The following is a 19,915-nucleotide window of genomic DNA, read 5'->3' as shown; positions in this document are numbered from 1 at the left end:
TTCAGGCATGATTCCAGGCGGAAAGGAATTCCTTCCAGTGCGGAGCGTCGATGGCGGCCAGGGTGTCGCGCACCAGGTCGAGTTCGGCGGCATAGGACGTGGCGTCCAGATCGCCTTTGATCAAGCGATAGCGGCAATAGACCAGCCAGGTGTTGACCACGTCGGTTTCGCAGTAATTGCGCACGTGATCGCGGTCGCCGGCGTGCCAGGCCTGCCAGACCTGGCCGCCGTCCATGTCCAGCTTGCCGGGAAAGCCGCACAGCTTGGCCAACTGGTCCAGGGGCGCGTTGGCGCGGCCGTTGAACTTCGCCAGCACATCCATCAGATCGACGTGGCGCGTGTGATAGCGGTTCAGGTAGTTGTTGAAGCGGAAATCGCGATCGTCCTCGCCGGTGTCCCAGTACCGCGGAGCGGCCACGCCATGGATCAGGCTGCGGTAGTGCAGCACCGGCAGATCGAAGCCGGAGCCGTTCCAGCTGACCAGCGTGGGGGTGTAGTGGCCGATCGTCTTGAAGAAGCCGGCGATCAGGGATTCCTCGGGATCGTCGGCCTGGCCCAGGGTGCGCACGCGAAACCCCTGATCGTCGCGGAATACGCAGCCGATAACGGCGATCTTCTGCAGATGCAGGGGCAGGAAATCATTGCCGTGCGTCTCCCGCCGCTCGGCCAGGGCGGCCTCGATCAGCTCGGCATCGGCCAGATCGGCCCACCGGGGATTCAGGCGCCGCAGCCCGGCCGCGTCCGGAATGGTTTCCAGATCGAAGACCAGGGTGGGCGTCATCGGGAAGGCAGATAGGACAAGGGGTTGACCGGAGTGCCCCGGCGGCGGATCTCGAAGTGCAGACGCGGCGAGGTGGTGTCGGACTGGCCGATCGTGGCGATCTTGGCGCCCTTCTTGACCGTTTCGCCGGTCTTGACCAGCAGGGACTGGTTATGCGCATAGGCCGTGATGAAGCCGTTGCTGTGGCCCAGCAGGATCAGGTTGCCCAGGCCCCGGACGCCGTTGCCGGCGTACATGACCTTGCCCCCCGCGGCCGCGACCACCGGCGCCCCGATGGCGCCTTCGATGTCGATGCCCTTGGTGTTGCTGTTGAAGCCCTGGATGATCTTGCCGTCGGCCGGCCAGCCCCAGGACACCAGTCCGGCATCGCTGGCGCGGGAGGCCGAGGTGTCCACCGGAGCGGATGCGCCGGCGGCGGCTTCGGGCGCGGGCGCGGCCGTGCCGCCGGCCGGCTTGGTCTGCACGGGCGTGGCGACCGCGGTGGAAGATCCCGGGTGCTGGGGCGCGCTGGTGTTGGCATCCAGGCGCAGGACCTGGCCGATGGCCAGTTGCGTCGGGTCGGAGATATTGTTCAGTTGCGCGAGGCGCGCGGGTTCCATGCCATGGCTCTGGGCGATCTTGTAGAGCGTGTCGCCGGCCCGCACCACGTAGGTGCCGCGCGCCGCGGCCTGCGCCCCCGAGGATGAAGAGGCGTTGGAGTGGTCCGCGACCGGGGCCCGCTGCGAGCGCGAGGCGCACCCCGCCAGGGCCACGGCCGACAGCACGGCGGCCAAAAGCATCATGCGCCCGGTGCGCGGCGGTTGGGTGAACGGAGCATCTGTCACCAGCGTCCCATCGAGCATATGGTTCTCCTACTTAGGTCTGCGTGCCAGGACGCAGCGGTACGAATCGGACATCCTCGAGTTCCACCCGATGCCAGGAAGACGGACCGGTGCGCTCGAAGAGAATAAGCCTCTGGTGCGTCGCGCCTTCGGGAGCGATCAGGCGCGCACCGATAGCCAGCTGATGCAGCAGGACTTCAGGGATTTTAACGCCCGCAGCGGCCACGACAATGCCATCGAAGGGGGCCCGGTGTTCCAGGCCCTGCATGCCGTCGCCAAAAGACAGGCGCACGCGTCCCCGGGAACGCCCCTGGGACAGGTTCAGACGCGCCTGATCGTAGAGTCCCCGGATGCGCTCCACCGCGTAGACCTCGGGCACGAACTGCGCCAGCACCGCGGCCTGATAGCCGCAGCCGGCGCCGATTTCCAACACCCGCTGGGGGGCCCGGCCCTCGCACATGACGGCCAGCATGTATGCCACCACCCAGGGCTGGGAAATCGTCTGCCCGTATCCGATCGGCAAGGCGGCATCTTCATACGCGCGGCTGGCCAGCCCCTGGTCGACGAAGTCGTGGCGAGGCACCGTCTGCATGGCCGCCAGCACCCGGTCGTCGGTGATGCCCTGCTCGCGCAGGCGGCGCACCATCTGGGTGCGCAGGCGATCCGAATTCAGACCCAGGTTGGCCGGCAGCGTCGACGCCAGCGAGGAACCGGTTCCGGCGGACGCCTGCTTGTGCGGCCCCAGGATGCGGGTGTTGCTGTTGGCCACGGAATAACCCGGCCCCAGCGCGGAGCTGCGCACCGGGCTGCGGCTGATCCGAAAGGCGCGATCCGGAGGGTTGCGCGGTTTGTTCATCGATCGCCCATCCAGTGGGCCACGGCCTGGGTCTGGGCGTGATCGGTCAGGTCCAGGCGCAGCGGCGTGAGCGACACGGCATGGGAGGCGATGGCGCCGAAGTCCGTATCGGGCCCGCCGTCCAGGGCCAGGCCGACCGGCCCGATCCAGTAGACCGTATCGCCGTACGGGGTCGTGCTGCGGATGACAGGCTCGGACGGGTGGCGGCGCCCCAGGCGCGTCGCCCGAAAGCCCGACAGCTGCTGATACGGCACGGCCGGGATGTTCACATTGAGCAGCAGCGGAGTCTGCCAGGGCTGGTCGCGAAACCGCGTCACCAGCTCGCGGGCGACCCGCGTGGCGGTATCCAGGTGCTTCCAGTCGCGCTCGACCAGGGAAAAGGCCATGGAGGGCACCCCGAACAGATAGCCTTCGGAGGCAGCGGCCACCGTGCCGGAATACAGAGTGTCTTCCCCCAGGTTGGCGCCGTTGTTGATGCCGGACACCACCAGGTCGGGGCGAAAGTCCAGCAGGCCGGTCATGGCGACGTGCACGCAGTCGGAAGGCGTGCCGTTGACGAAATAAAAGCCATTGGGAACCTGACGCAGCGCCAGGGGGCGGCGCAGGGTCAGGGAATTCGAAGCCGCGCTGCAATTGGTCTCCGGCGCCACCACCGTGACGTCGCCCAGCGGACGCAAGGCCGCCGCCAGCGCCTCGATGCCCGCCGCGTTGTAGCCGTCGTCGTTGGTGACCAGAATGCGCATTGCCTTTTCTTCCTGCCTGAAACCGGATGGTGCGAATTGTACTCGGGGATATCCCCTGTCTGGATGACGGAGCCCGCCGGGCGCTTTAGAATGGCCCCCATTCCAATTTTCCGCGATGGCGCAGTCGCCCTTTTCCATGTCCGAACTCTCTTTCACAGGCGGTACCATCCTGGCTCTGGCGCTGGGATACCTCATCGGGTCGGTTTCTTTCGCCGTCGTGGTCAGCCGGGTGATGGGCCTGCGCGATCCCCGCAGCTTCGGTTCGGGCAACCCCGGCGCCACCAACGTGCTGCGCGGCGGCAACAAGCTGGCCGCCTTGCTGACGCTGCTGGGCGATGCCGCCAAGGGATGGCTGGCCGTCATTCTGGCCGCCTGGGCGGCCAGCCGGGGCTGGCTGCCCGGCGCCGCGCTGGCGCTGGCTGGCCTGGGAGCCTTCCTGGGGCACCTGTACCCTCTATTCTTGCATTTTCGCGGGGGCAAGGGCGTGGCCACGGCCCTGGGCGTGCTGCTGGCCCTGCAGCCCTGGCTGGCGCTGGCCACGGCGCTGACCTGGGTGATCGTGGCGGCCGTGACCCGCTATTCCTCGCTGGCCGCCATCATCGCCGCCGTCTTCGCGCCGTTCTACTACCTGCTGGGCGACAAGGTCGCCTGGCGCATCGACGTGCTGACCGCCATGGTCATCGTCGCCATCAGCGTGCTGCTGCTGTCGCGCCACCATGAAAACATCGCCCGCCTGCTGGCGGGCAAGGAAAGCCGCATCGGCGGCAAGAAGAAATAGGTTCAGGCCGGGACGCAGACGTCCTGCAGGTCCCAGCGGGGCCGTACGGCAAAGCCCGCATCCTGCGGCGCCGCCAGGTCGACCAGTCCCGCCCGCGCCCGCAAGGCGGCTGCCCAGGCGATCATCGCGCCATTGTCGGTGCATAGATGCAGGGGCGGAAAATACACTCGCCCGCCCAGCCCGGCGAGCGCCGCCTGCAGCTGCTCGCGCAGATGGCGGTTGGCGCCGACGCCGCCGGCCACGACCAGGGTCTTCAAGCCCGTCCGGCGCAAGGCCTGCAGCGATTTGGCCGCCAGCACGTCGACGATGGCCGCTTCCGTCGAGGCCGCCAGATCCGCCCGCGCCGCGGGATCGGCATCGCGGCCTTCGGCCTGCAAGGCCCGCATCCGCGTCAGGACGGCGGTCTTCAGGCCGCTGAAGCTGAAATCCAGGTCGCCGCTGTGCAGCATGGGACGCGGCAAGGCGCAGGCGCGGGGGTCGCCCTGCTGCGCCAGGCGCGACAGTTCCGGCCCGCCCGGATATCCCAGCCCCATGAGCTTGGCGCTCTTGTCGAATGCCTCGCCCGCCGCATCGTCCAGGGTCTCCCCCAGCAGCTGGTAGCGACCCACCCCGTCGACGCGCATCAACTGGGTGTGCCCGCCGGACACCAGCAGGGCGACGAAGGGAAACGAGGGAACGTCGTCCGCCAGCAGGGGGGACAGCAGGTGGCCCTCCAGGTGGTGGATCGGGATCGCGGGCAGGTCCTGCGCCCAGGCGAAGGCGCGTGCGAACCCGGCCCCCACCAGCAGGGCGCCCGCCAGCCCCGGGCCCGCCGTGTACGCCACAGCGTCCAGATCGGCGGGCCGCACGCCGGCTTCTTGCAGGACCTGCCGGGTCAGGGGGACGATGCGCCGGATGTGATCGCGCGAGGCCAGTTCCGGCACCACGCCGCCGTATTCCCGGTGCATGGCGATCTGGCTGTGCAGGGCGTGCGCCAGCAGGCCGCGTTCCGTGCAGGCGATGGCCACGCCCGTTTCGTCGCAAGAACTCTCGAATCCGATGATCAGCATAGGCCGAAGTGTACCGCTGTTCACAAAAGGGTTTTGGCCGCCGTAGAATGATGCCGTTGCACAGAATACGCAGTCAATAAACCGCTTCCACCTCTGGGGACATGATCATGTTCGAACAGCTCTTCAAGCTCAAGGAACACGGCACCAACGCCCGTACCGAACTGCTTGCCGGCCTCACCACCTTCCTGACGATGTCCTACATCGTGTTCGTCAATCCCGACATCCTGTCGAGCACGGGCATGGACAAGGGCTCCGTCTTCGTGGCCACCTGCCTGGCGGCGGCGCTGGGATCGCTGATCATGGCCTTCGTGGCCAACTGGCCCATCGGCATGGCCCCCGGCATGGGCCTGAACGCCTTCTTCGCATTCACGGTGGTCGCGCAGATGGGCTATTCCTGGCAACAGGCGCTGGGCGCCGTGTTCATTTCCGGGGTGGTGTTCGTCATCCTGACGGTCACGGGCGCGCGGGAATGGCTGGTCGCCGGCATTCCAGCCTCGCTAAGGGCCGCCATCGCCGCCGGCATCGGGTTGTTCCTGGGCATCATCGCCCTGAAGACCGCGGGCATCGTCGTCGCCAATCCCGCCACCATGGTGGGCCTGGGCGACCTGACCCACGCCAGCACCCTGTTCGCCATCCTGGGCTTCTTCATCATCGCCGCCCTGGGGGCGCTGCGCATCAAGGGAGCGATCCTGATCGGGATCCTGGCCATCACCCTGCTGTCCATCGTCACCGGCCTGACGCAATTCCAGGGCATCTTCTCCGCGCCGCCCAGCCTGGATCCCACCTTCCTCAAGCTGGACATCGCCGGCGTGCTGAACACGGGCTTCTTCCACATCATCCTGGTCTTCGTCCTGGTGGAAGTCTTCGACGCCACCGGCACCATGATCGGCATCGCCACGCGCGCCGGCCTGGTCAAGCCGGACAATCCCGGCCGCCTGGGCCGGGCCCTGCTGTCCGACAGCTGCGCCATCGTCGCCGGCTCCTTCCTGGGCACCAGCAGCACGACGGCCTATGTGGAAAGCGCCTCCGGCGTCCAGGCGGGCGGGCGCACCGGCATGACCGCCCTGGTCATCGCCGTGCTGTTCCTGCTGGCGCTCTTCCTGTCGCCGCTGGCCGGCATCGTGCCCGCCTACGCGACGGCCCCCGCCCTGCTGTACGTGGCCTGCCTGATGCTGCGCGAACTGGTCGACGTGCAATGGGACGACATCACCGAATCCGTGCCCGCCGCCATCGCCGCCGTGGCCATGCCCCTGACCTACTCCATCGCCAACGGTCTGGCCTTCGGCTTCATCAGCTACGTGGTGATCAAGGCCCTGTCCGGGCGCTTCCGCGACATCCACCCCGCCACGCTGCTGGTGGCGGTGCTGTTCGTCATCAAATACGCCTTGTTTCCTGGTTGAGCTTGCAAGGCAGGTACACTGTCCCCATATGATCAGCAATCCGGTCGGCGGCCTTTTGCCGCCTTCCACAGACAGGAGCCCGCATGAGCATCATTGAACTCACCCAGGAAACCTTCCAGGACGCCACCAAGGCTGAACAACCCCTGATCATCGACCTCTGGGCGCCCTGGTGCGGTCCTTGCCGCCAGTTCGCCCCCACCTTCGAGGCCGCCGCCGAGAAACACCCGGACGTCACCTTCGCCAAGATCAACACTGAAGACCAGCAGGAACTGGCCGCCGCCTTGCGCATCCGCTCGATCCCGACGCTGATGGTGTTCCGCGAAAACGTGCTGCTGTTCCAGCAGGCCGGCGCCCTGGCGGCATCCCAGCTGGAAGAACTGATCACCCAGGTCAAGGCGGTGGACATGGCGCAGGTGCACGCCCAGATCGCCGAGCAGGAAAAGGCGTCCTCGACGACGCATTGAACCCCTCTCCTTCCCGCCCTTCCCAGACCCACCGGCCGGACCCCGGCCGGTGGCGCATTCTGGCCATCCTGCTGACCACCATTTTCATGTCCCTGATCGGGGTCAGCATCGTCAACGTCGCCCTGCCGTCGATCCAGATCTCCCTGAACGCTTCGCAATCCGACATGCAATGGGTGCTGTCGGGCTACGCGCTGACCTTCGGCGTGGTGCTGGTCGCGGCGGGCCGCGCGGGCGACCTGATGGGGCGCGGCGGCCTGTTCCTGGCCGGCGTGGCCCTGTTCACGCTGTCTTCTGTGGCCGCCGGCCTGGCGCCGGACGCGGCCTGGCTCAACGGCGCGCGCTTCCTGCAGGGGGTCGGATCGGGTCTGCTCAACCCGCAGGGCCTGGGCATGATCCAGCACTATTTCCGCGGCGCCGAGCGGGGCCGCGCCTTCGGCTACTTCGGCACCGTGGTCGGCTTTTCCGTGGCCATCGGCCCGGTGCTGGGCGGCCTGCTGATCGAGCTGGGCGGCCTGCACCTGGGCTGGCGGCTGACTTTCCTGGTCAACGTGCCCATCGGCATCGCCGTCATCGCGCTGGGGCTGAAATGGTTCCCCCGACCCCTGATCCAGTGGCCGGGCCGCGCCGGACCGCGCGGCGACGCGGACGCCCCCGACGCCCAGGCCGCGGCGCGGGCTGGCTGGCGCTCCCTGGATCCCGTCGGATCCCTGCTGCTGGGGCTGGCCGTGCTGTCCGTCCTGTACCCCTTCGTCGAATCCCGCACCGCCCCCCTGACCTGGGCCCTGCTGCCCCTGGGCCTGGCGCTGACCGGCCTCTGGGTCTGGTGGGAACGCCGCACGGCGCGCCGGGGCGACAGCCCCATGGTCGATCTGCGCATCTTCGCCACCGCCAGCTTCAGCAACGGCGTCCTGATCATGGCGCTGTATTTCCTGGGCATGACCAGCGTCTGGGTCCTAGTGGCCCTGTACGTGCAGGAAGGCCTGGGCATGTCGGCCCTGGAATCGGGGCTGTTCGGCATCCCCGCCGCCCTGCTGTCGTCCTGGGCGGCCGACTGGGCCGGCCGGCGCGTCATGACCTACGGCCGCAAGATCGTCATCGGCGGCCTGTTCCTGGCCCTGGCCGGGCTGGGCCTGAGCATGGGGGTGATCCTGCTGCAGGCCTACGGCCTGGTCAGCGCCTGGTGGCTGCTGTTGACCCTGTCCTTCATCGGGCTGGCGCAGGGATCCGTCATCAGTCCCAACCAGGCCCTGACCCTGATGGACGTCCCCCTGGATTACGCAGGCAGTTCCGGGGCCATCATGCAGACGGGGCAGCGCATCGGCACCTCGATCGGCATCGCCATGATCACCGCCGCCGTATTCTGGACGCTGGACGGGTTTTCGTCCTGGCACATCGCCACCGCGACAGGCTTCGGCGTCATTTCCGCGGTCGTCGTGCTGGCGCTGGTTTTCGCCTACAAGGACCAGAACGACCGCCGTAAAAGCGGCCGGGCGATCATCGGGAACTGAGCGCCTTTTGCGGCACCAGCCCCAGAGGCGAGGCTTCCTGCTTCGCAGTCATCCGGCTGCTCAGCACCCGCCGCACGCGCACCGCGTCGCCGAAGCGGGAACCGCTCATGCCCTGGGCGTTCAGCAGCACCATGGCCAGCTGGCGGCCGTCCAGCTCCAGCATCATGACCAGGCAGTCGCCCGCTTCGCGGGTGGTGCCGGTCTTCGACGCCAGGATGGTCCAGCCCGGCCGGCCCACCAGCATATTGGTATTGTGGAAGACCTGGCCCGCGAGCTTGTCCTCGGGATCCGTCGTGAACTGCCGGATCAGAGGCTGCCCGGCGACGGCCTTCAGCAGCCGCGCCAGATCGCCGGCCGAGGACACGTTTTCATTGGACAGGCCGACAGGTTCCACGAACCGGGAATTCGTCATGCCCAGCGCCTGCGCCCGCGCGTTCATGGCATCGACGAACGCCCTCATCCCGCCCGGATAGGTGCGTCCCAGCGCATGGGCCGCGCTGTTCTCGGACGACATCAGCGCCAGGTGCAGCAGATCCGAGCGGCTCAGGCTGGCGCCGACGGCCAGGCGCGACGGCAGTTCGCTGGGCACGCCATCGTCGCTGGCGTCGATGCGGACCATCTCGTCCAGGGGAAGGCCGGCATCGAGCACGACCAGGGCCGTCATCAGCTTGGTGATCGAGGCGATGGGCCGCACTTCGTCCTGGCCCCTGGCGAACAGGACTTCCGCCGTGCCCGCGTCCTGCACCAGGATCGAGGTGGACTTCAGCTTTTCGATTTCCCCGGCCGGATCGCGCGTGACCAGCGAAGCGCGGATGGCGGCGTCCGGGTCCAGCGGGTCGGGTTGGGCCCCCCAACGCTTGACCGCGACGCGCTTGCCGTAGCCATGCTGGCAGATCGGCAAGGCCGGCTGGGCATTGCAGGGATGGAAATTGGCCGATTGGGCCGATGCGGCCGGCGGCAGGATCCCCGAGATCGCAAGAACCGCCATGACGCAGAATGCCGCCCGCGCGCGCTGCCATGCCATGATCGCCCCCGATTCCTTGGCGCGGCGCAGGACCGCGCGTCACCTGTCAGATATGACTTGCAAAATATCTTACTTTTGCTGAATAGACAACGGGCGCCCGCTTGGGGCGCCCGTGTGTCAGAGGCCGAAGCCTACGAGAACAGTCCCGGCAGCCAGAGGCTGACGATGGGGACGTAGGTGATGAACACCAGGTAGACCAGCAGCAGCGCCAGCCAGGGCATCGCGGCGCGGATGACCTGGCCGATGCTCATCTTGGTGATGCCCGCCGTCACGAACAGGTTCAGACCCACGGGGGGCGTGACCATGCCGATCTCCAGGTTGACCACCATGAGCACGCCCAGGTGCACCGGATCGATGCCCAGCTGCGTGGCGATCGGAAACAGGATCGGCGCCAGGATCAGGATGATGCCGGTCGGCTCCATGAAGGCGCCGGCCACCAGCAGCAGGATGTTGACCACGATCAGGAACTGCCAGCTGCTCATGTCCCAGGCGATGATCTGCTCGGCGATGGCCTGGGGGATGCGCTCGGTGGTCAGCACGTGGGCGAACAGCAGCGCGTTGGCGATGATGAACATCAGCATGATGGTCACCTTGGCCGCGTCGATCAGGACCTCGGGGACCTGCTTCATGCCGATGTCGCGGTACACGAACACGGCGATGAAGAAGGCGTAGACCGCGGCCACGGCCGCCGCCTCGGTGGGCGTGAAGATCCCGCCGTAGATGCCGCCCAGGATGATGACGATCAGCAGCAGCCCCCAGATCGAGTCGCGCGCGGCCGAGAGCACTTCGGCCAGGCTGGCGCGCGGCTGGCGGGGCATGTTGCGCATGCGCGCCACCACGTAGATGGCCACCATCAGCACCAGGCCCAGCAGCAGCCCCGGGATGACGCCGGCCATGAACAGCGCGCCCACGGACGTTTCCGTGACCGCGCCGTAGACCACCATGACGATGGACGGCGGGATCAGGATGCCCAGGGTGCCGGCGTTGCAGATCACGCCCGCGGCAAAGCTCTGGCTGTAGCCGGCGCGCACCATGCCGGCGATCACGATCGAGCCCACCGCCACCACCGTGGCCGGGGACGAGCCCGAGACCGCAGCAAACAGCACGCAGGCCATCACCGAGGCGATCGCCAGCCCGCCGTGCAGGTGGCCCACCGAGGCGATGGCAAAGCGGATCATGCGCTTGGCCACCCCGCCCGTGGTCATGAAGGCCCCGGCCAGGATGAAGAAGGGAATGGCCATGAGCGTGAAGTGCTCGGAGGTCTCGTAGAGCTTGAGCGAGAGCGAGGCCAGCGAGTCGGTGCCAAAGGCCATGATCGTCAGCAGCGACGACAGGCCCAGGGCCACGGCCACGGGCAGGCCCATGAACATGAACAGGAACAGCAGGATGAACAGGGCGATGGTGGTCATTTTTGGTCTCCGGCGTCGTCGCTGCGGTATTTCATGGCGTCGGCGACCTCATCGCCCAGCAGGGAGGCGTGATCGCCCTTGAACAGGTGCCAGAGCACCTCGCCGAAGCGGTAGATCAGCAGCAGAAAGCCCAGGGGCATGACCAGGCGCGGCACCCACTGCGGGATGGGCAGGTCCTGGGCCATGATGCCGATCAGGTGGATCTTGCTGACGTAGATCCAGCTGCCGTAGAGCACGATGGCGGCGTAGACGATGCACAGCAGCGTGCTGGCCACGGCCATGACGCGCGCCGGGCGCGGCGCGAGCAGGCGCACGAAGGCGTCCACGCCGATGTGCGCGCCCACGCGCACGCCGTAGGAGATGCCCAGGAAGATCAGGGCGCCGAAGAAGTACATCGTCAGTTCGAGCGCCCAGACGAAGCTGTAGTTGAAGACGTAGCGGGCGACGACCTGGGCGAAAGTCACCACGGTCATCGCCGCCAGCAGAAAGGCGATCAGGCCTTCCTCGATGTGTTCCAGCCAGTTTCTCAACATGGTAAGGAAATCCTTGGGTCGGGATGGAAAACGGCCGCGGGAAAGCAGCCGCGGGATCGATGCGATGACGCATCCGGCCATCGGGCCGGATGCGTCGTGCGGCTCGATGGCGAAAGCCCGCTCATGCGGCGCCACCGAAACGCGGTCATCAATCCTCGTTGGACGCCCGGGCCTTCGCGATCAGGTCTTCGCCGATCTGGCTCGAGAACTTCGTCCACACGGGGCGGACAGCCTCGCGCCATGCGGCGACATCCCGCTTGGTCAGGGTCTGGATCTTGGCCTTGCCGGCTTCGGCGATGCGCTTCTGGTCGCGATCATTGATCTCGGAGGCCAGCTTGTTGGCGTGTTCCGTGGCGCCCGCCATGGCCTTCTTCAGCGCGTCACGAACGTCCGGGGCCAGGCCGTCCCACCAGCCGGCGTTGGTGATGACCATGTAGTCCAGCGCGCCGTGATTGGTGACGGCGATGGTCTTCTGCACTTCATGGAGCTTTTGCGAGTAGATGTTCGACCAGGGGTTCTCGGCCCCGTCCACCACGCCGGTCTGCAAGGCCTGGTAGACCTCGGAGAAGGCGAGCTTCTGCGGGTTGGCGCCCAGCTGGCGGAATTGCGCCTCCAGCACGTCGGACGACTGAATGCGGAACTTCAAGCCCTTGATGTCTTCCGGACGGACCAGCTGGTCCTTGTTGGTGGACATCTGCTTCATGCCGTTGTGCCAGTAGGCCAGGCCCTGGATGCCCTTGGACTTCATGGAATCCAGCAGTTCCTGTCCGGCCGGGCTGGCCTGGAAGCGGTCCAGGGCGGCCACGTCGTCGAACATGAAGGGCAGATCGAAGACCTGCAGCTTCTTGGTGTAGCGGTCGAACTTGGCCAGGGACGGGGCGATGATCTGGACGTCGCCCAGCAGCAGGGCTTCCATTTCCTTGCCGTCGCCGAACAGCTGCGAATTGGGGAACACCTGGACCTGCACCTTGCCGGGCAAGGCGGCTTCGGCCAGTTCCTTGAACTTCAGGGCGCCCTGGCCCTTGGGCGTATTTTCGGCCACGACGTGGCTGAACTTGATGACGACGGGCTTGTCGGCGGCGAGCGCCGTCGAGGAAAAGGCCAGCGCGAGGCACACGCCCAGCGTTTTGACGAAGGGGATACGGATGCTCATAGGAAGGTCTCCTTGTGTTATGGAACTGATGGAACTGATGAAAGGGAAAACTGGATGATCGCGCAGGTTTGTCAGGGGGCCGCGATCGCTCGCCGGATGTCGGAAATCAGGTCTGCGCCGATGTGGGCCTCCATGTCGACGCCGACGGACGCCAGGGCCTTCTTCCAGGCCTCGCGCTCGGGCTCCGTCAGCACGTGGACCTGCGTCTTGCCGGACGCGCGGATCGCCGCCAGGGCCCGGTCGTTTTCTTCCTGCGCAATCGAATTGGCATAGCTCGTCGCTTCCCGCATCGCGCCCTCGAGCTGCCGGCGCACGTCGGGAGGCAGGCCTTCCCAGAATTTCCTGTTGACGATCACGGCATACCCCAGGTAGCCATGATTGGACACGGTGAAGTGCGACTGCACCTCCTGCATGCCCTGCGTGTAGAAATTGGAGGGCGGATTCTCCGTGCCGTCCACCACGCCGGCCTCCAGCGCGTCGTGGACCTCGCCGAACTGCAGGGTCATGGGCTGGGCGCCCAGCGCCCTCATCTGCGCGTCCAGCACCCTGGAGGGCTGAATGCGCATCCGCAGGCCGACCATGTCGGCGGGCGAGAGCAAGGGGCGGTTGGCGGAAAAGGACTTGAAACCGTTATCCCAGAAAGCCAGGCCGATGACGCCCTTGAGCCGCAGCCGCTGCAGCATGCCCTCGCCGATAGGACCGTTCGTGACCCGGTGCAATGCCGCCCGGTCGGGAAACATGAAGGGCAGATCGAAGACCTGGAATTCGCGCGCGCCCAGCGGCCCGAGCTTGGACAGGGACGGCGCGATCATCTCGACGGCGCCCAGCTGCAGCGCTTCCAGTTCCTCTCGGTCGCGGTACAGCTGGCTGTTGGGATAGATCTGCACGCGAACACGGCCCCCCGTGGCCTGCTCGGCCAGCTGGCGGAAGCGCTCCGCGGCCTTGCCCTTGGGCGTGTCCGAGGCGACCACGTGGCTGAACCTGATCAGGATGGGCTCCTGCTGCGCGATTGCCGCTTGGGAGCACGTCAGCGCGCAGGCGAACAGGATGGCGAGCAACTTCATTGCTGGGGCGGTATCCGGGATCTCTGGGTCTGGGGATGAAAAATACGTCGCCATTGTCTGCAAGCGAGACCGGCGCTTCAACTGTGGAAATCCACAATCCGGCCCCGCGTCCGGCGCGGCTGCGCCGCATGCCGCTCGGCTACACTGGGGCCACACGAATCCGCACGACCTCCGGCGCCGCCCGGAGACCGGCCGCACGCCTTCCTCTTCGGCATGAGTCCCTTCTCGTCCTACGTTCCGCTCGTCCATCGACGCACCTGGCAATGGCTGGTGCCGATCCTGTGCGTGCTTCTGTTCCTGGCCACCGCGATCTGGCTGCCGCGCCAGGCGCAGCAGATGGAATCCACGGAACGCCAGGAACAATTGATCGCTGACACGCTGTGGGTCGAGCAGACCATCCGCTTCCAGCTGGGGCGCAACGAGGACGACATCCGCTCGCTGGCCAATGCCATCGCCGCGGGCGACCTGGCGGGCGCGAAACTGCAGGACCGGATGCGTTTCCTGCAGCGGACCCACCCCGAGCTCAAACGCATCGCCTGGATAACAGCGGACGGCAGAGGGACGGCATCCGACCGCAAGGACATCCTTTCCCCGGCGGACCTGCCCGAGCCGCTGCGCCTGAAGCTGGAGCGCGTGCGCAGCACCAACACGCCGGAATACACCCAGCCGGCGCCGCCGGAGGGCGGGCAGCATCCCGTGCTGATGGACTATCTCTTCCCGGTCCACCAGGACGGGCGCTACGTCGGTTCCGTGGTGGCCACCTACTCCCTGAGCGGCATCCTGGAACAGATGGTGCCCTGGTGGTTCGCCCAGAAAAACGAGATCCGCCTGACGGACCGCCACGAGAACACGCTCGGGCAGCGCACGGCGGGCGGCGCGGGACGCGGCGTCTATACCTATGCGCACGACCTGAACCTGCCCTACGCGGACATCACGCTGCGCACCGACAGCGTCCGGGGCGCCCCCAATCTCCTGTCCAACCTGCTGGTCATCATCGTCGTCGCCCTGACGCTGGGCCTGTTCTGGAGCCTCGCGGCCCTGTGGCGCGACATCAACCGCCGCACGGCCGTCGAACGGGCGCTGCGCGAACAGATCGCCTTTCGCACCGCCATGGAAGACTCCCTGGTGACCGGCCTGCGGGTATACGACCTGAACGGCAGGATCACCTACGTGAACCCCGCCTTCTGCCGCATGGTCGGCATACCGGCCGAAGAGCTGGTCGGCTGCTCGCCTCCCATGCCGTACTGGGCGCCGGAAGTCATGGCGGAATACCGGGAACGTTTCGCGCAGCGCATGGCGGGCATGATCAGCCCTCAGGGCTTCGAGACGGTGTTCCTGCGCAACCGCAGCGAACGCTTTCCCGTGCTGGTCTACGAATCCGCGCTGGTCGACGAGAGCGGCCGGCAGACCGGCTGGATGAGCTCGATCCTGGACATCTCCGACCGCAAGCGCTTCGAGGAACTGAACCGGCGCCAGCAGGAAAAGCTTCAGGCCAGCGCCCGGATGGTGACCATGGGGGAAATCGCCTCGACCCTGGCCCATGAACTGAACCAGCCGCTGGCCGCCATCACGAGCTACACGACCGGCGCCCTGAACCTGCTGAGCGACCCCGCCGCGCGCCCGGACGACGCAAGCCTGGAGCGCATCCGGGGCGCCCTGGAAAAAGCCAATGCCCAGGCGCAACGCGCGGGACACATCATCCGCAGCGTCCACTCATTCGCCAAGCGGCGCGAGCCGCATCTGGAAACGGTGCGGCTCCCCGCCCTGATCGCGGACGTGGCCCAACTGGCGGAACTGCAGGCCAGCCAGCACTTCATCACGATCAAGGCCGAGATCGGGCCGGACACGCCGGCGGTGCTGGCCGACCCGATGATGCTGGAACAGGTGCTGCTCAACCTGACCCGCAACGCCATCGAGGCCATGCGGGACGTGGAACCCGAACGCCGCGTCCTGCACATCGGCGCCAGCGTGGATCCGCTCGTTCCGGGCAGTGTTACCATCAGCGTGGCCGATCATGGATGCGGCATTCCGCAGCACGCCCGGGACCGCCTGTTCTCGCCCTTCTTTTCCACCAAGTCCGACGGCATGGGCATGGGCCTGAAGATCTGCCGCACCGTCGTCGAGTTCCACGGCGGCGCCCTGGCCTACGCGGACAACCCCGGCGGAGGCACCATCTTCCGCTTCTCGCTGTCCGCGTCCGCCGCCGCTGAAAACATGAAAAAATAGGGTTGCCGGGCCGTCCACGGGCCCGACGCACCCAGAGGAGGGAGACAGCAAGGTGCTACACATCGTCGACGATGAAGAAGCAATACGGGATTCGCTGATCTGGCTGGCGGAGTCGCGCCGGATCCAGGCCGCGGGCTACGACGGCGCGCAGGCCTTTCTCGACATGCTGGGAGAGGACCCCGCCTTCAGTCCCGAAGGAGACTGCCTGCTGCTGGACATGCGGATGCCCGACATGAGCGGCGCGCTGCTGTTCGACACCCTGGCGGCGCGGGGGCTGACCGGGCGCATGCCGGTCATCTTCCTGACCGGCCACGGCGACGTGCCGATGGCGGTCGACAGCCTGAAGCGCGGGGCATTCGATTTCTTCGAGAAGCCGTTCAACGACAACAAGCTGATGGACCGGGTACAGGAAGCGCTGCAAGCATCGCTGGACGCGGGCGATCAGGCGCTGGTGCAGGCGCGCCTGGCCTCCCTGTCGTCGCGCGAGCGCGAAGTCATGGACCTGATCCTGGACGGCAAGATGAACAAGGTGATCGCCGACATGATGGGCATCAGCATGCGCACGGTGGAAGTGCACCGGTCGCACATCCTGGCCAAGATGCACGTGCGCACCGCCGTGGAACTGGCGCGCCTGCTGAAGTAGCCGCCGATCCGCAGCCGGCCCTCGGGTTCCCCGGCAGCCGGCCGCCCTGCCCGCTCAAAGACTCTAGCGAAGGCTGGCCCCGTCGTAGTGAACCAGCTCGAGCGCATCCAGATCGGCTTGCGGCACGCAGCGCAGGTTGATGGCGCGGGAAGGCGTGCCATCGGGCTGCGCGCCCAGGGCGAACGCCTGGGTCCCGCACACGGTGCAGAACTGATGCTCGATCATATGCGTGTTGAAGCGGTAGCTTTGCAGCTGATCCCCGCCCTGCGTCAGGGTGAACTGATCCGCCGGAAAGAAGGCGAGCAGAAAGCCCTTGGCGCGGCAGTGCGAACAATTGCAGCTGATCGCCCGCGTCGGCAGGGGCGCGTCCACAGAGAATGTGACGGCGCCGCAGTGGCATTGGCCTTGAAAGGACATGATGTCTCCCGGGAATGATACGCATCCATCGGAGCATGATAATCGCCGCCGGGCGGAAATGCAGACATTTCACGCCGCGCGCCATCCGGGCCGGGCGGCGCGGGCAGGACGGCGGCAGCGGGCCCATGCCCGCCCCGCCGCGTTTCAAGGCTAGATCTTGAACTCGGGCCCCGAATAATCCGTCTTGACCCGGATCTGGCCGTTCAGGATCTGCTGCCGGAAGTCTTCGATCTTCCGCCGGACCGCCGCAGGGGTGTTGTTCGCCATGATCAGCCGCACCGCCTGGTCGTTCTGCAGGCCGACCTTGGAGATCTCGCCGGGCTTGAAGCGCTTCTGGACGAAGTCCTCCGCCGCCTGGAACACCCCGATGCCCACGTCGGCATACGCCGAAGCGATGAAGACCTGGGGATCCCTGGCCACCCAATCGGCCACATTGCCGATCTCGTGAATGCCCAGGGCGCGGCAGGCCTCGGTGGTTCCCGAACGGCCGGCGTTCAGCATGGTGAAGATGATGTCGGCCCCCTGCTTCGCCTGCGCCCGCGTGACCCGCTCCGCCAGAGCGACGTCATCCTGATTGCCCGAGAAATTGGTCAGCAGGCGCACTTTCGGATTGGCCGTATGGACGCCGTCCGCATACGCGGCGCGACCGCGCAGGCCCGGCGGGACGCGGATGCCGGACTGGTGAGCCACCACGCCGGTGCGCGTCATCATCGCCGCATACGCGCCGGCCAGCCATGCCGACTCTTCCTGCAGCACGTCGTAGCTGGACAGGTTCGCGCCGGTGACGTGGCCCTGCGTGACGACAAAGGAGATGTCCGGGAACTCCGCCGCGACCTGCTCGACCGCCTTGTTGTTCTGCCCGCCGTGCGCGATGATGAGCGCGGGACGCGCCCGCGCCAGTTCCCGCAGCGCCACGACCTGCGCGCCGGTTTCGTTGGGGATCTTGTCGATATAGGCTGTCTGGACGCCAAGCTTCTGCTTGGCCAGCATCAATCCCTGATAGCCGGCCTGCATGAAGCCGCCGTCATTGACCTGGCCGCAGAACAGCGCCGATACCTTGGTTGCGCCGCCGGCGCCTTTGAAAGACGAGCAGGCGGCCAGGGAAGCCAGGGGGATCGCCGCCAACAGGCGCCGCCGGGTGTGATTCATCATGTTGTCTCCGTTTTCTGGTTTCTGCGTTCCTTGAACGTTCAAGGACTTTAGCAAAGAAGCCCTTCAGGAATATGCATATTCCCGCATAAGGCCCATACGGAGATGGCGATAGGCGTCGTTGCGCCACTACGCGCCGCGAGCCCGCCGCCACGGCGCCGGGATGGCCGGATCAGGCCCCCTGCGCCTTGCGGGCGGCGCGCTCCGCCTCGATGCGCGCCGTCACGTCGCGCGCCATGGCGACCGAGCCGATCGCGTCGCCCTGTTCATTCTTGACCAGCGCGAAGGTCATTTCCACATAGCACTTCCCGCCGTCCTTTTTCGCCCCCCGCGTCAGGGTCGGACGCCCATCGAGCTTCATCCGCCCGCTGGCAAGCGCGGCGTTGTAGCCGGCCCAATGCGCGGCGCGCAAATGCTCCGGAATGATCAGGTCCAGGCTGGCGCCCAGGGCCTCGTCCCGGGAAAAGCCGAACAGCCGGCTGGCGGCCTGGTTCCAGCGCACGATCCTGCCCGGGCGATCGGCATAGATCAGGGCGTCGGTCGTCTGCTCGACGATCCGTTCCGCCAGGTCCTGCGGCGACGCCGAAGCCTCGCGGATGTCGCTCAGGATGCGGCAGAACAGGGCCGCCGGCAGCGAGGTCCGATCCGGTTCCGGCCCCTCGCCGGTCTGGTGGAGGATGTCCAGGCCGCGGGTGGATTGCAGCACGCGGCGCAGGCCTTCGTTCTGGTCGAAGCGCGCGCGCAGCGCCCGTTCGACCAGGCGATGGTGCGCATCGGAGCCGAATTCGACGCTGGCCTCGTCCCAGTAGGCGAAGCGCTTGTCCGCCCCTTCCCCGCACGCCTTGGCTTCCCAGGCCGACGACACGAAGGCCTGTTCCCGCGCGGGATGCCCCGGGGGAAACTTGATGCCCTGGATGAAGCCTTCCACCGAGGCCAGCGGCACACCGTCCAGTTCGAACGGCGACAGCGTGAAATTGGACAGGGCCACGCCCCGCCAGTCATCGGACGTGAACGCGACATTGATCGTCTTGCGGGTCATGCTGGGCCTCTCCTTCTGCCATAGGGTGAAAGCATAGCCCAACGCGGCCTGTGCCGAGCGGCCCGCGCCCCGATCACTCTGCGGCCGAGGACGGAATCTGCATGCTGACGTGATCCATGATGGCTGAATGGAGCGAAGGATGGTGGAAAGATCCTGGGATCAAGCGATCTGGCCCTGCAAGGTCACCGCGACTGCAACTGGTCGAGCCGCAGCAATGCCGCGTCCCGGTTCTGAGTCGCAAGCAGATAATGATTGACGCTGGCTTTATCGGGCTCGTGCGCCACAATGGCCCCGATCGTGTCCCGCCAGACCTTGAGTGATTTTTCCCGCCGGGCAAGTTCCGTCAGTCCCAGTGGAACATACCGACCGATTCGCGCCGCCAGATCGTCCGCATATTGCTTGAGGATCTCGTTGCCGGCGATCGTCGTGATCAAATCAATCAGATCACCGCTCTGGCGTACATACCGGGCAGCATCGTCCAGACTTCCGGCCAACTTGTCGAGCCTGGTGCGCAGTTGCGCCGCCTGCTGCGGTGTACAGACTTCCGCGGCAAGGCGGGAGGCGGTGGACAGCAAGGCTGCCCGTACAGCGAACAGCTTGTAGATCTCATCGCGCGAGGGACACGTGACATAGGCCCCGCGCTGCACCCGGATTTCCACCAATCCGCGCAGCTCGAGGATGCGTAAAGCCTCGCGGATGGTCGAGCGGCTGACTGCGTAGAATGTGGCGAACTCCACTTCGCGAAGCCGGCTTCCCGCTTCGATCTCGCCGCTCAGGATAGAGGCGGCGAGATTCTCCGCAATCTGCTGCGGCAACGTACGCAACAATGGCCCACTTTGTTTTCGTATCTGGTTCACG

At 66.6% G+C, this 19,915-nt stretch carries 20 protein-coding genes; 6 read left to right on the top strand and 14 right to left on the bottom strand.

All coding sequences use genetic code 11. The features are described from left to right. Position 1: 1 nt before the first annotated feature. Genes Q0263_RS11215 through surE form a run of 4 tightly spaced genes read right to left on the bottom strand, consistent with a single transcriptional unit; the run spans position 2 to position 3,201 of the window. Entirely contained in the window at positions 2-781 is a 780-nt protein-coding gene (locus tag Q0263_RS11215; RefSeq protein ID WP_298015999.1) for a 3'-5' exonuclease, read from the bottom strand. Beyond that, a complete protein-coding gene (locus Q0263_RS11210) occupies positions 778-1,623 on the bottom strand; it encodes a peptidoglycan DD-metalloendopeptidase family protein (protein WP_298015997.1) in 846 nt (281 codons plus the stop codon). Before Q0263_RS11210 ends, Q0263_RS11215 begins: the two co-directional genes overlap by 4 nt. A 13-nt stretch (positions 1,624-1,636) precedes the next feature. Further along, the gene (locus Q0263_RS11205; protein WP_298015995.1) at positions 1,637-2,458 is read right to left on the bottom strand and encodes a protein-L-isoaspartate(D-aspartate) O-methyltransferase; all 822 of its coding nucleotides are present in this window, start codon (positions 2,456-2,458) and stop codon (positions 1,637-1,639) included. Continuing rightward, positions 2,455-3,201 carry a 5'/3'-nucleotidase SurE gene (gene surE, locus Q0263_RS11200; RefSeq protein ID WP_298015993.1) on the bottom strand — a complete coding sequence of 249 codons (747 nt, stop codon included), beginning with the start codon at positions 3,199-3,201 and terminating at the stop codon, positions 2,455-2,457. Before surE ends, Q0263_RS11205 begins: the two co-directional genes overlap by 4 nt. Before the next feature lie 136 nt (positions 3,202-3,337). Between surE and plsY the strand changes: the two genes are divergently transcribed. Beyond that, positions 3,338-3,979, top strand: a complete 642-nt coding sequence (plsY, locus tag Q0263_RS11195) for a glycerol-3-phosphate 1-O-acyltransferase PlsY (protein ID WP_298015991.1) — start codon at positions 3,338-3,340, stop codon at positions 3,977-3,979. Positions 3,980-3,981: 2 nt separating this feature from the next. On the opposite strand, the gene tsaD is transcribed toward plsY, so the two are convergent. Further along, positions 3,982-5,028 (bottom strand): tRNA (adenosine(37)-N6)-threonylcarbamoyltransferase complex transferase subunit TsaD, encoded by a 1,047-nt coding sequence (gene tsaD, locus Q0263_RS11190; RefSeq protein WP_298015989.1) that lies wholly within the window; start codon positions 5,026-5,028, stop codon positions 3,982-3,984. Between the two features lie 107 nt (positions 5,029-5,135). On the opposite strand from tsaD, the gene Q0263_RS11185 reads away from it, so the two are divergent. The 3 genes from Q0263_RS11185 (at position 5,136) to Q0263_RS11175 (ending at position 8,400) form a co-directional block, all read left to right on the top strand. Next, on the top strand, positions 5,136-6,428 hold the full coding sequence (locus tag Q0263_RS11185) for an NCS2 family permease (RefSeq protein ID WP_298015987.1): 1,293 nt from the start codon (positions 5,136-5,138) through the stop codon (positions 6,426-6,428). 83 nt (positions 6,429-6,511) lie between these two features. Next, entirely contained in the window at positions 6,512-6,892 is a 381-nt protein-coding gene (gene trxA, locus Q0263_RS11180; RefSeq protein ID WP_298015985.1) for a thioredoxin, read from the top strand. Continuing rightward, on the top strand, positions 6,889-8,400 hold the full coding sequence (locus Q0263_RS11175) for an MFS transporter (RefSeq protein ID WP_298015983.1): 1,512 nt from the start codon (positions 6,889-6,891) through the stop codon (positions 8,398-8,400). Before trxA ends, Q0263_RS11175 begins: the two co-directional genes overlap by 4 nt. Here Q0263_RS11175 and Q0263_RS11170 read toward each other — a convergent pair. The 5 genes from Q0263_RS11170 to Q0263_RS11150 all read right to left on the bottom strand — a co-directional run bounded on the left by Q0263_RS11170 (position 8,387) and on the right by Q0263_RS11150 (position 13,583). Further along, entirely contained in the window at positions 8,387-9,424 is a 1,038-nt protein-coding gene (locus tag Q0263_RS11170) for a serine hydrolase (protein ID WP_298015981.1), read from the bottom strand. The genes Q0263_RS11175 and Q0263_RS11170 overlap by 14 nt on opposite strands. 131 nt (positions 9,425-9,555) lie before the next feature. After that, positions 9,556-10,833, bottom strand: a complete 1,278-nt coding sequence (locus Q0263_RS11165; protein WP_298015979.1) for a TRAP transporter large permease — start codon at positions 10,831-10,833, stop codon at positions 9,556-9,558. After that, a complete protein-coding gene (locus Q0263_RS11160) occupies positions 10,830-11,366 on the bottom strand; it encodes a TRAP transporter small permease (RefSeq protein ID WP_298015977.1) in 537 nt (178 codons plus the stop codon). The genes Q0263_RS11165 and Q0263_RS11160 overlap by 4 nt, the downstream gene beginning before the upstream one ends. 148 nt (positions 11,367-11,514) lie before the next feature. Further along, entirely contained in the window at positions 11,515-12,519 is a 1,005-nt protein-coding gene (locus Q0263_RS11155) for a TRAP transporter substrate-binding protein (protein ID WP_298015975.1), read from the bottom strand. 71 nt (positions 12,520-12,590) lie between these two features. Continuing rightward, a complete protein-coding gene (locus tag Q0263_RS11150) occupies positions 12,591-13,583 on the bottom strand; it encodes a TRAP transporter substrate-binding protein (RefSeq protein WP_298015973.1) in 993 nt (330 codons plus the stop codon). Between the two features lie 213 nt (positions 13,584-13,796). Here Q0263_RS11150 and Q0263_RS11145 point away from each other — a divergent pair, with 213 nt between their 5' ends. After that, on the top strand, positions 13,797-15,809 hold the full coding sequence (locus Q0263_RS11145; protein WP_298015971.1) for an ATP-binding protein: 2,013 nt from the start codon (positions 13,797-13,799) through the stop codon (positions 15,807-15,809). A gap of 52 nt (positions 15,810-15,861) precedes the next feature. Further along, a complete protein-coding gene (locus Q0263_RS11140) occupies positions 15,862-16,452 on the top strand; it encodes a response regulator (protein WP_298015969.1) in 591 nt (196 codons plus the stop codon). A 63-nt stretch (positions 16,453-16,515) separates the two neighbouring features. On the opposite strand, the gene Q0263_RS11135 is transcribed toward Q0263_RS11140, so the two are convergent. The 4 genes from Q0263_RS11135 to Q0263_RS11115 all read right to left on the bottom strand — a co-directional run bounded on the left by Q0263_RS11135 (position 16,516) and on the right by Q0263_RS11115 (position 19,914). Further along, positions 16,516-16,869, bottom strand: coding sequence for a GFA family protein (locus Q0263_RS11135; RefSeq protein WP_298015967.1), 354 nt, complete (start codon positions 16,867-16,869; stop codon positions 16,516-16,518). A 150-nt stretch (positions 16,870-17,019) separates the two neighbouring features. Next, positions 17,020-18,021 (bottom strand): BMP family protein, encoded by a 1,002-nt coding sequence (locus Q0263_RS11130; protein WP_298015965.1) that lies wholly within the window; start codon positions 18,019-18,021, stop codon positions 17,020-17,022. Positions 18,022-18,190: 169 nt separating this feature from the next. Then, the gene (locus Q0263_RS17415; protein WP_366140705.1) at positions 18,191-19,057 is read right to left on the bottom strand and encodes a PAS domain S-box protein; all 867 of its coding nucleotides are present in this window, start codon (positions 19,055-19,057) and stop codon (positions 18,191-18,193) included. A 182-nt stretch (positions 19,058-19,239) separates the two neighbouring features. After that, positions 19,240-19,914 carry a GntR family transcriptional regulator gene (locus Q0263_RS11115; protein WP_298015963.1) on the bottom strand — a complete coding sequence of 225 codons (675 nt, stop codon included), beginning with the start codon at positions 19,912-19,914 and terminating at the stop codon, positions 19,240-19,242. Position 19,915 lies beyond the last annotated feature (1 nt).

Source organism: uncultured Castellaniella sp. (genome assembly GCF_937988725.1).
In the GTDB taxonomy this organism is placed as follows: Bacteria; Pseudomonadota; Gammaproteobacteria; order Burkholderiales; family Burkholderiaceae_B; genus Castellaniella.
The sequence above is the reverse complement of the archived record's forward strand: the minus strand, read 5'-3'. Positions and strand labels throughout refer to the sequence as shown.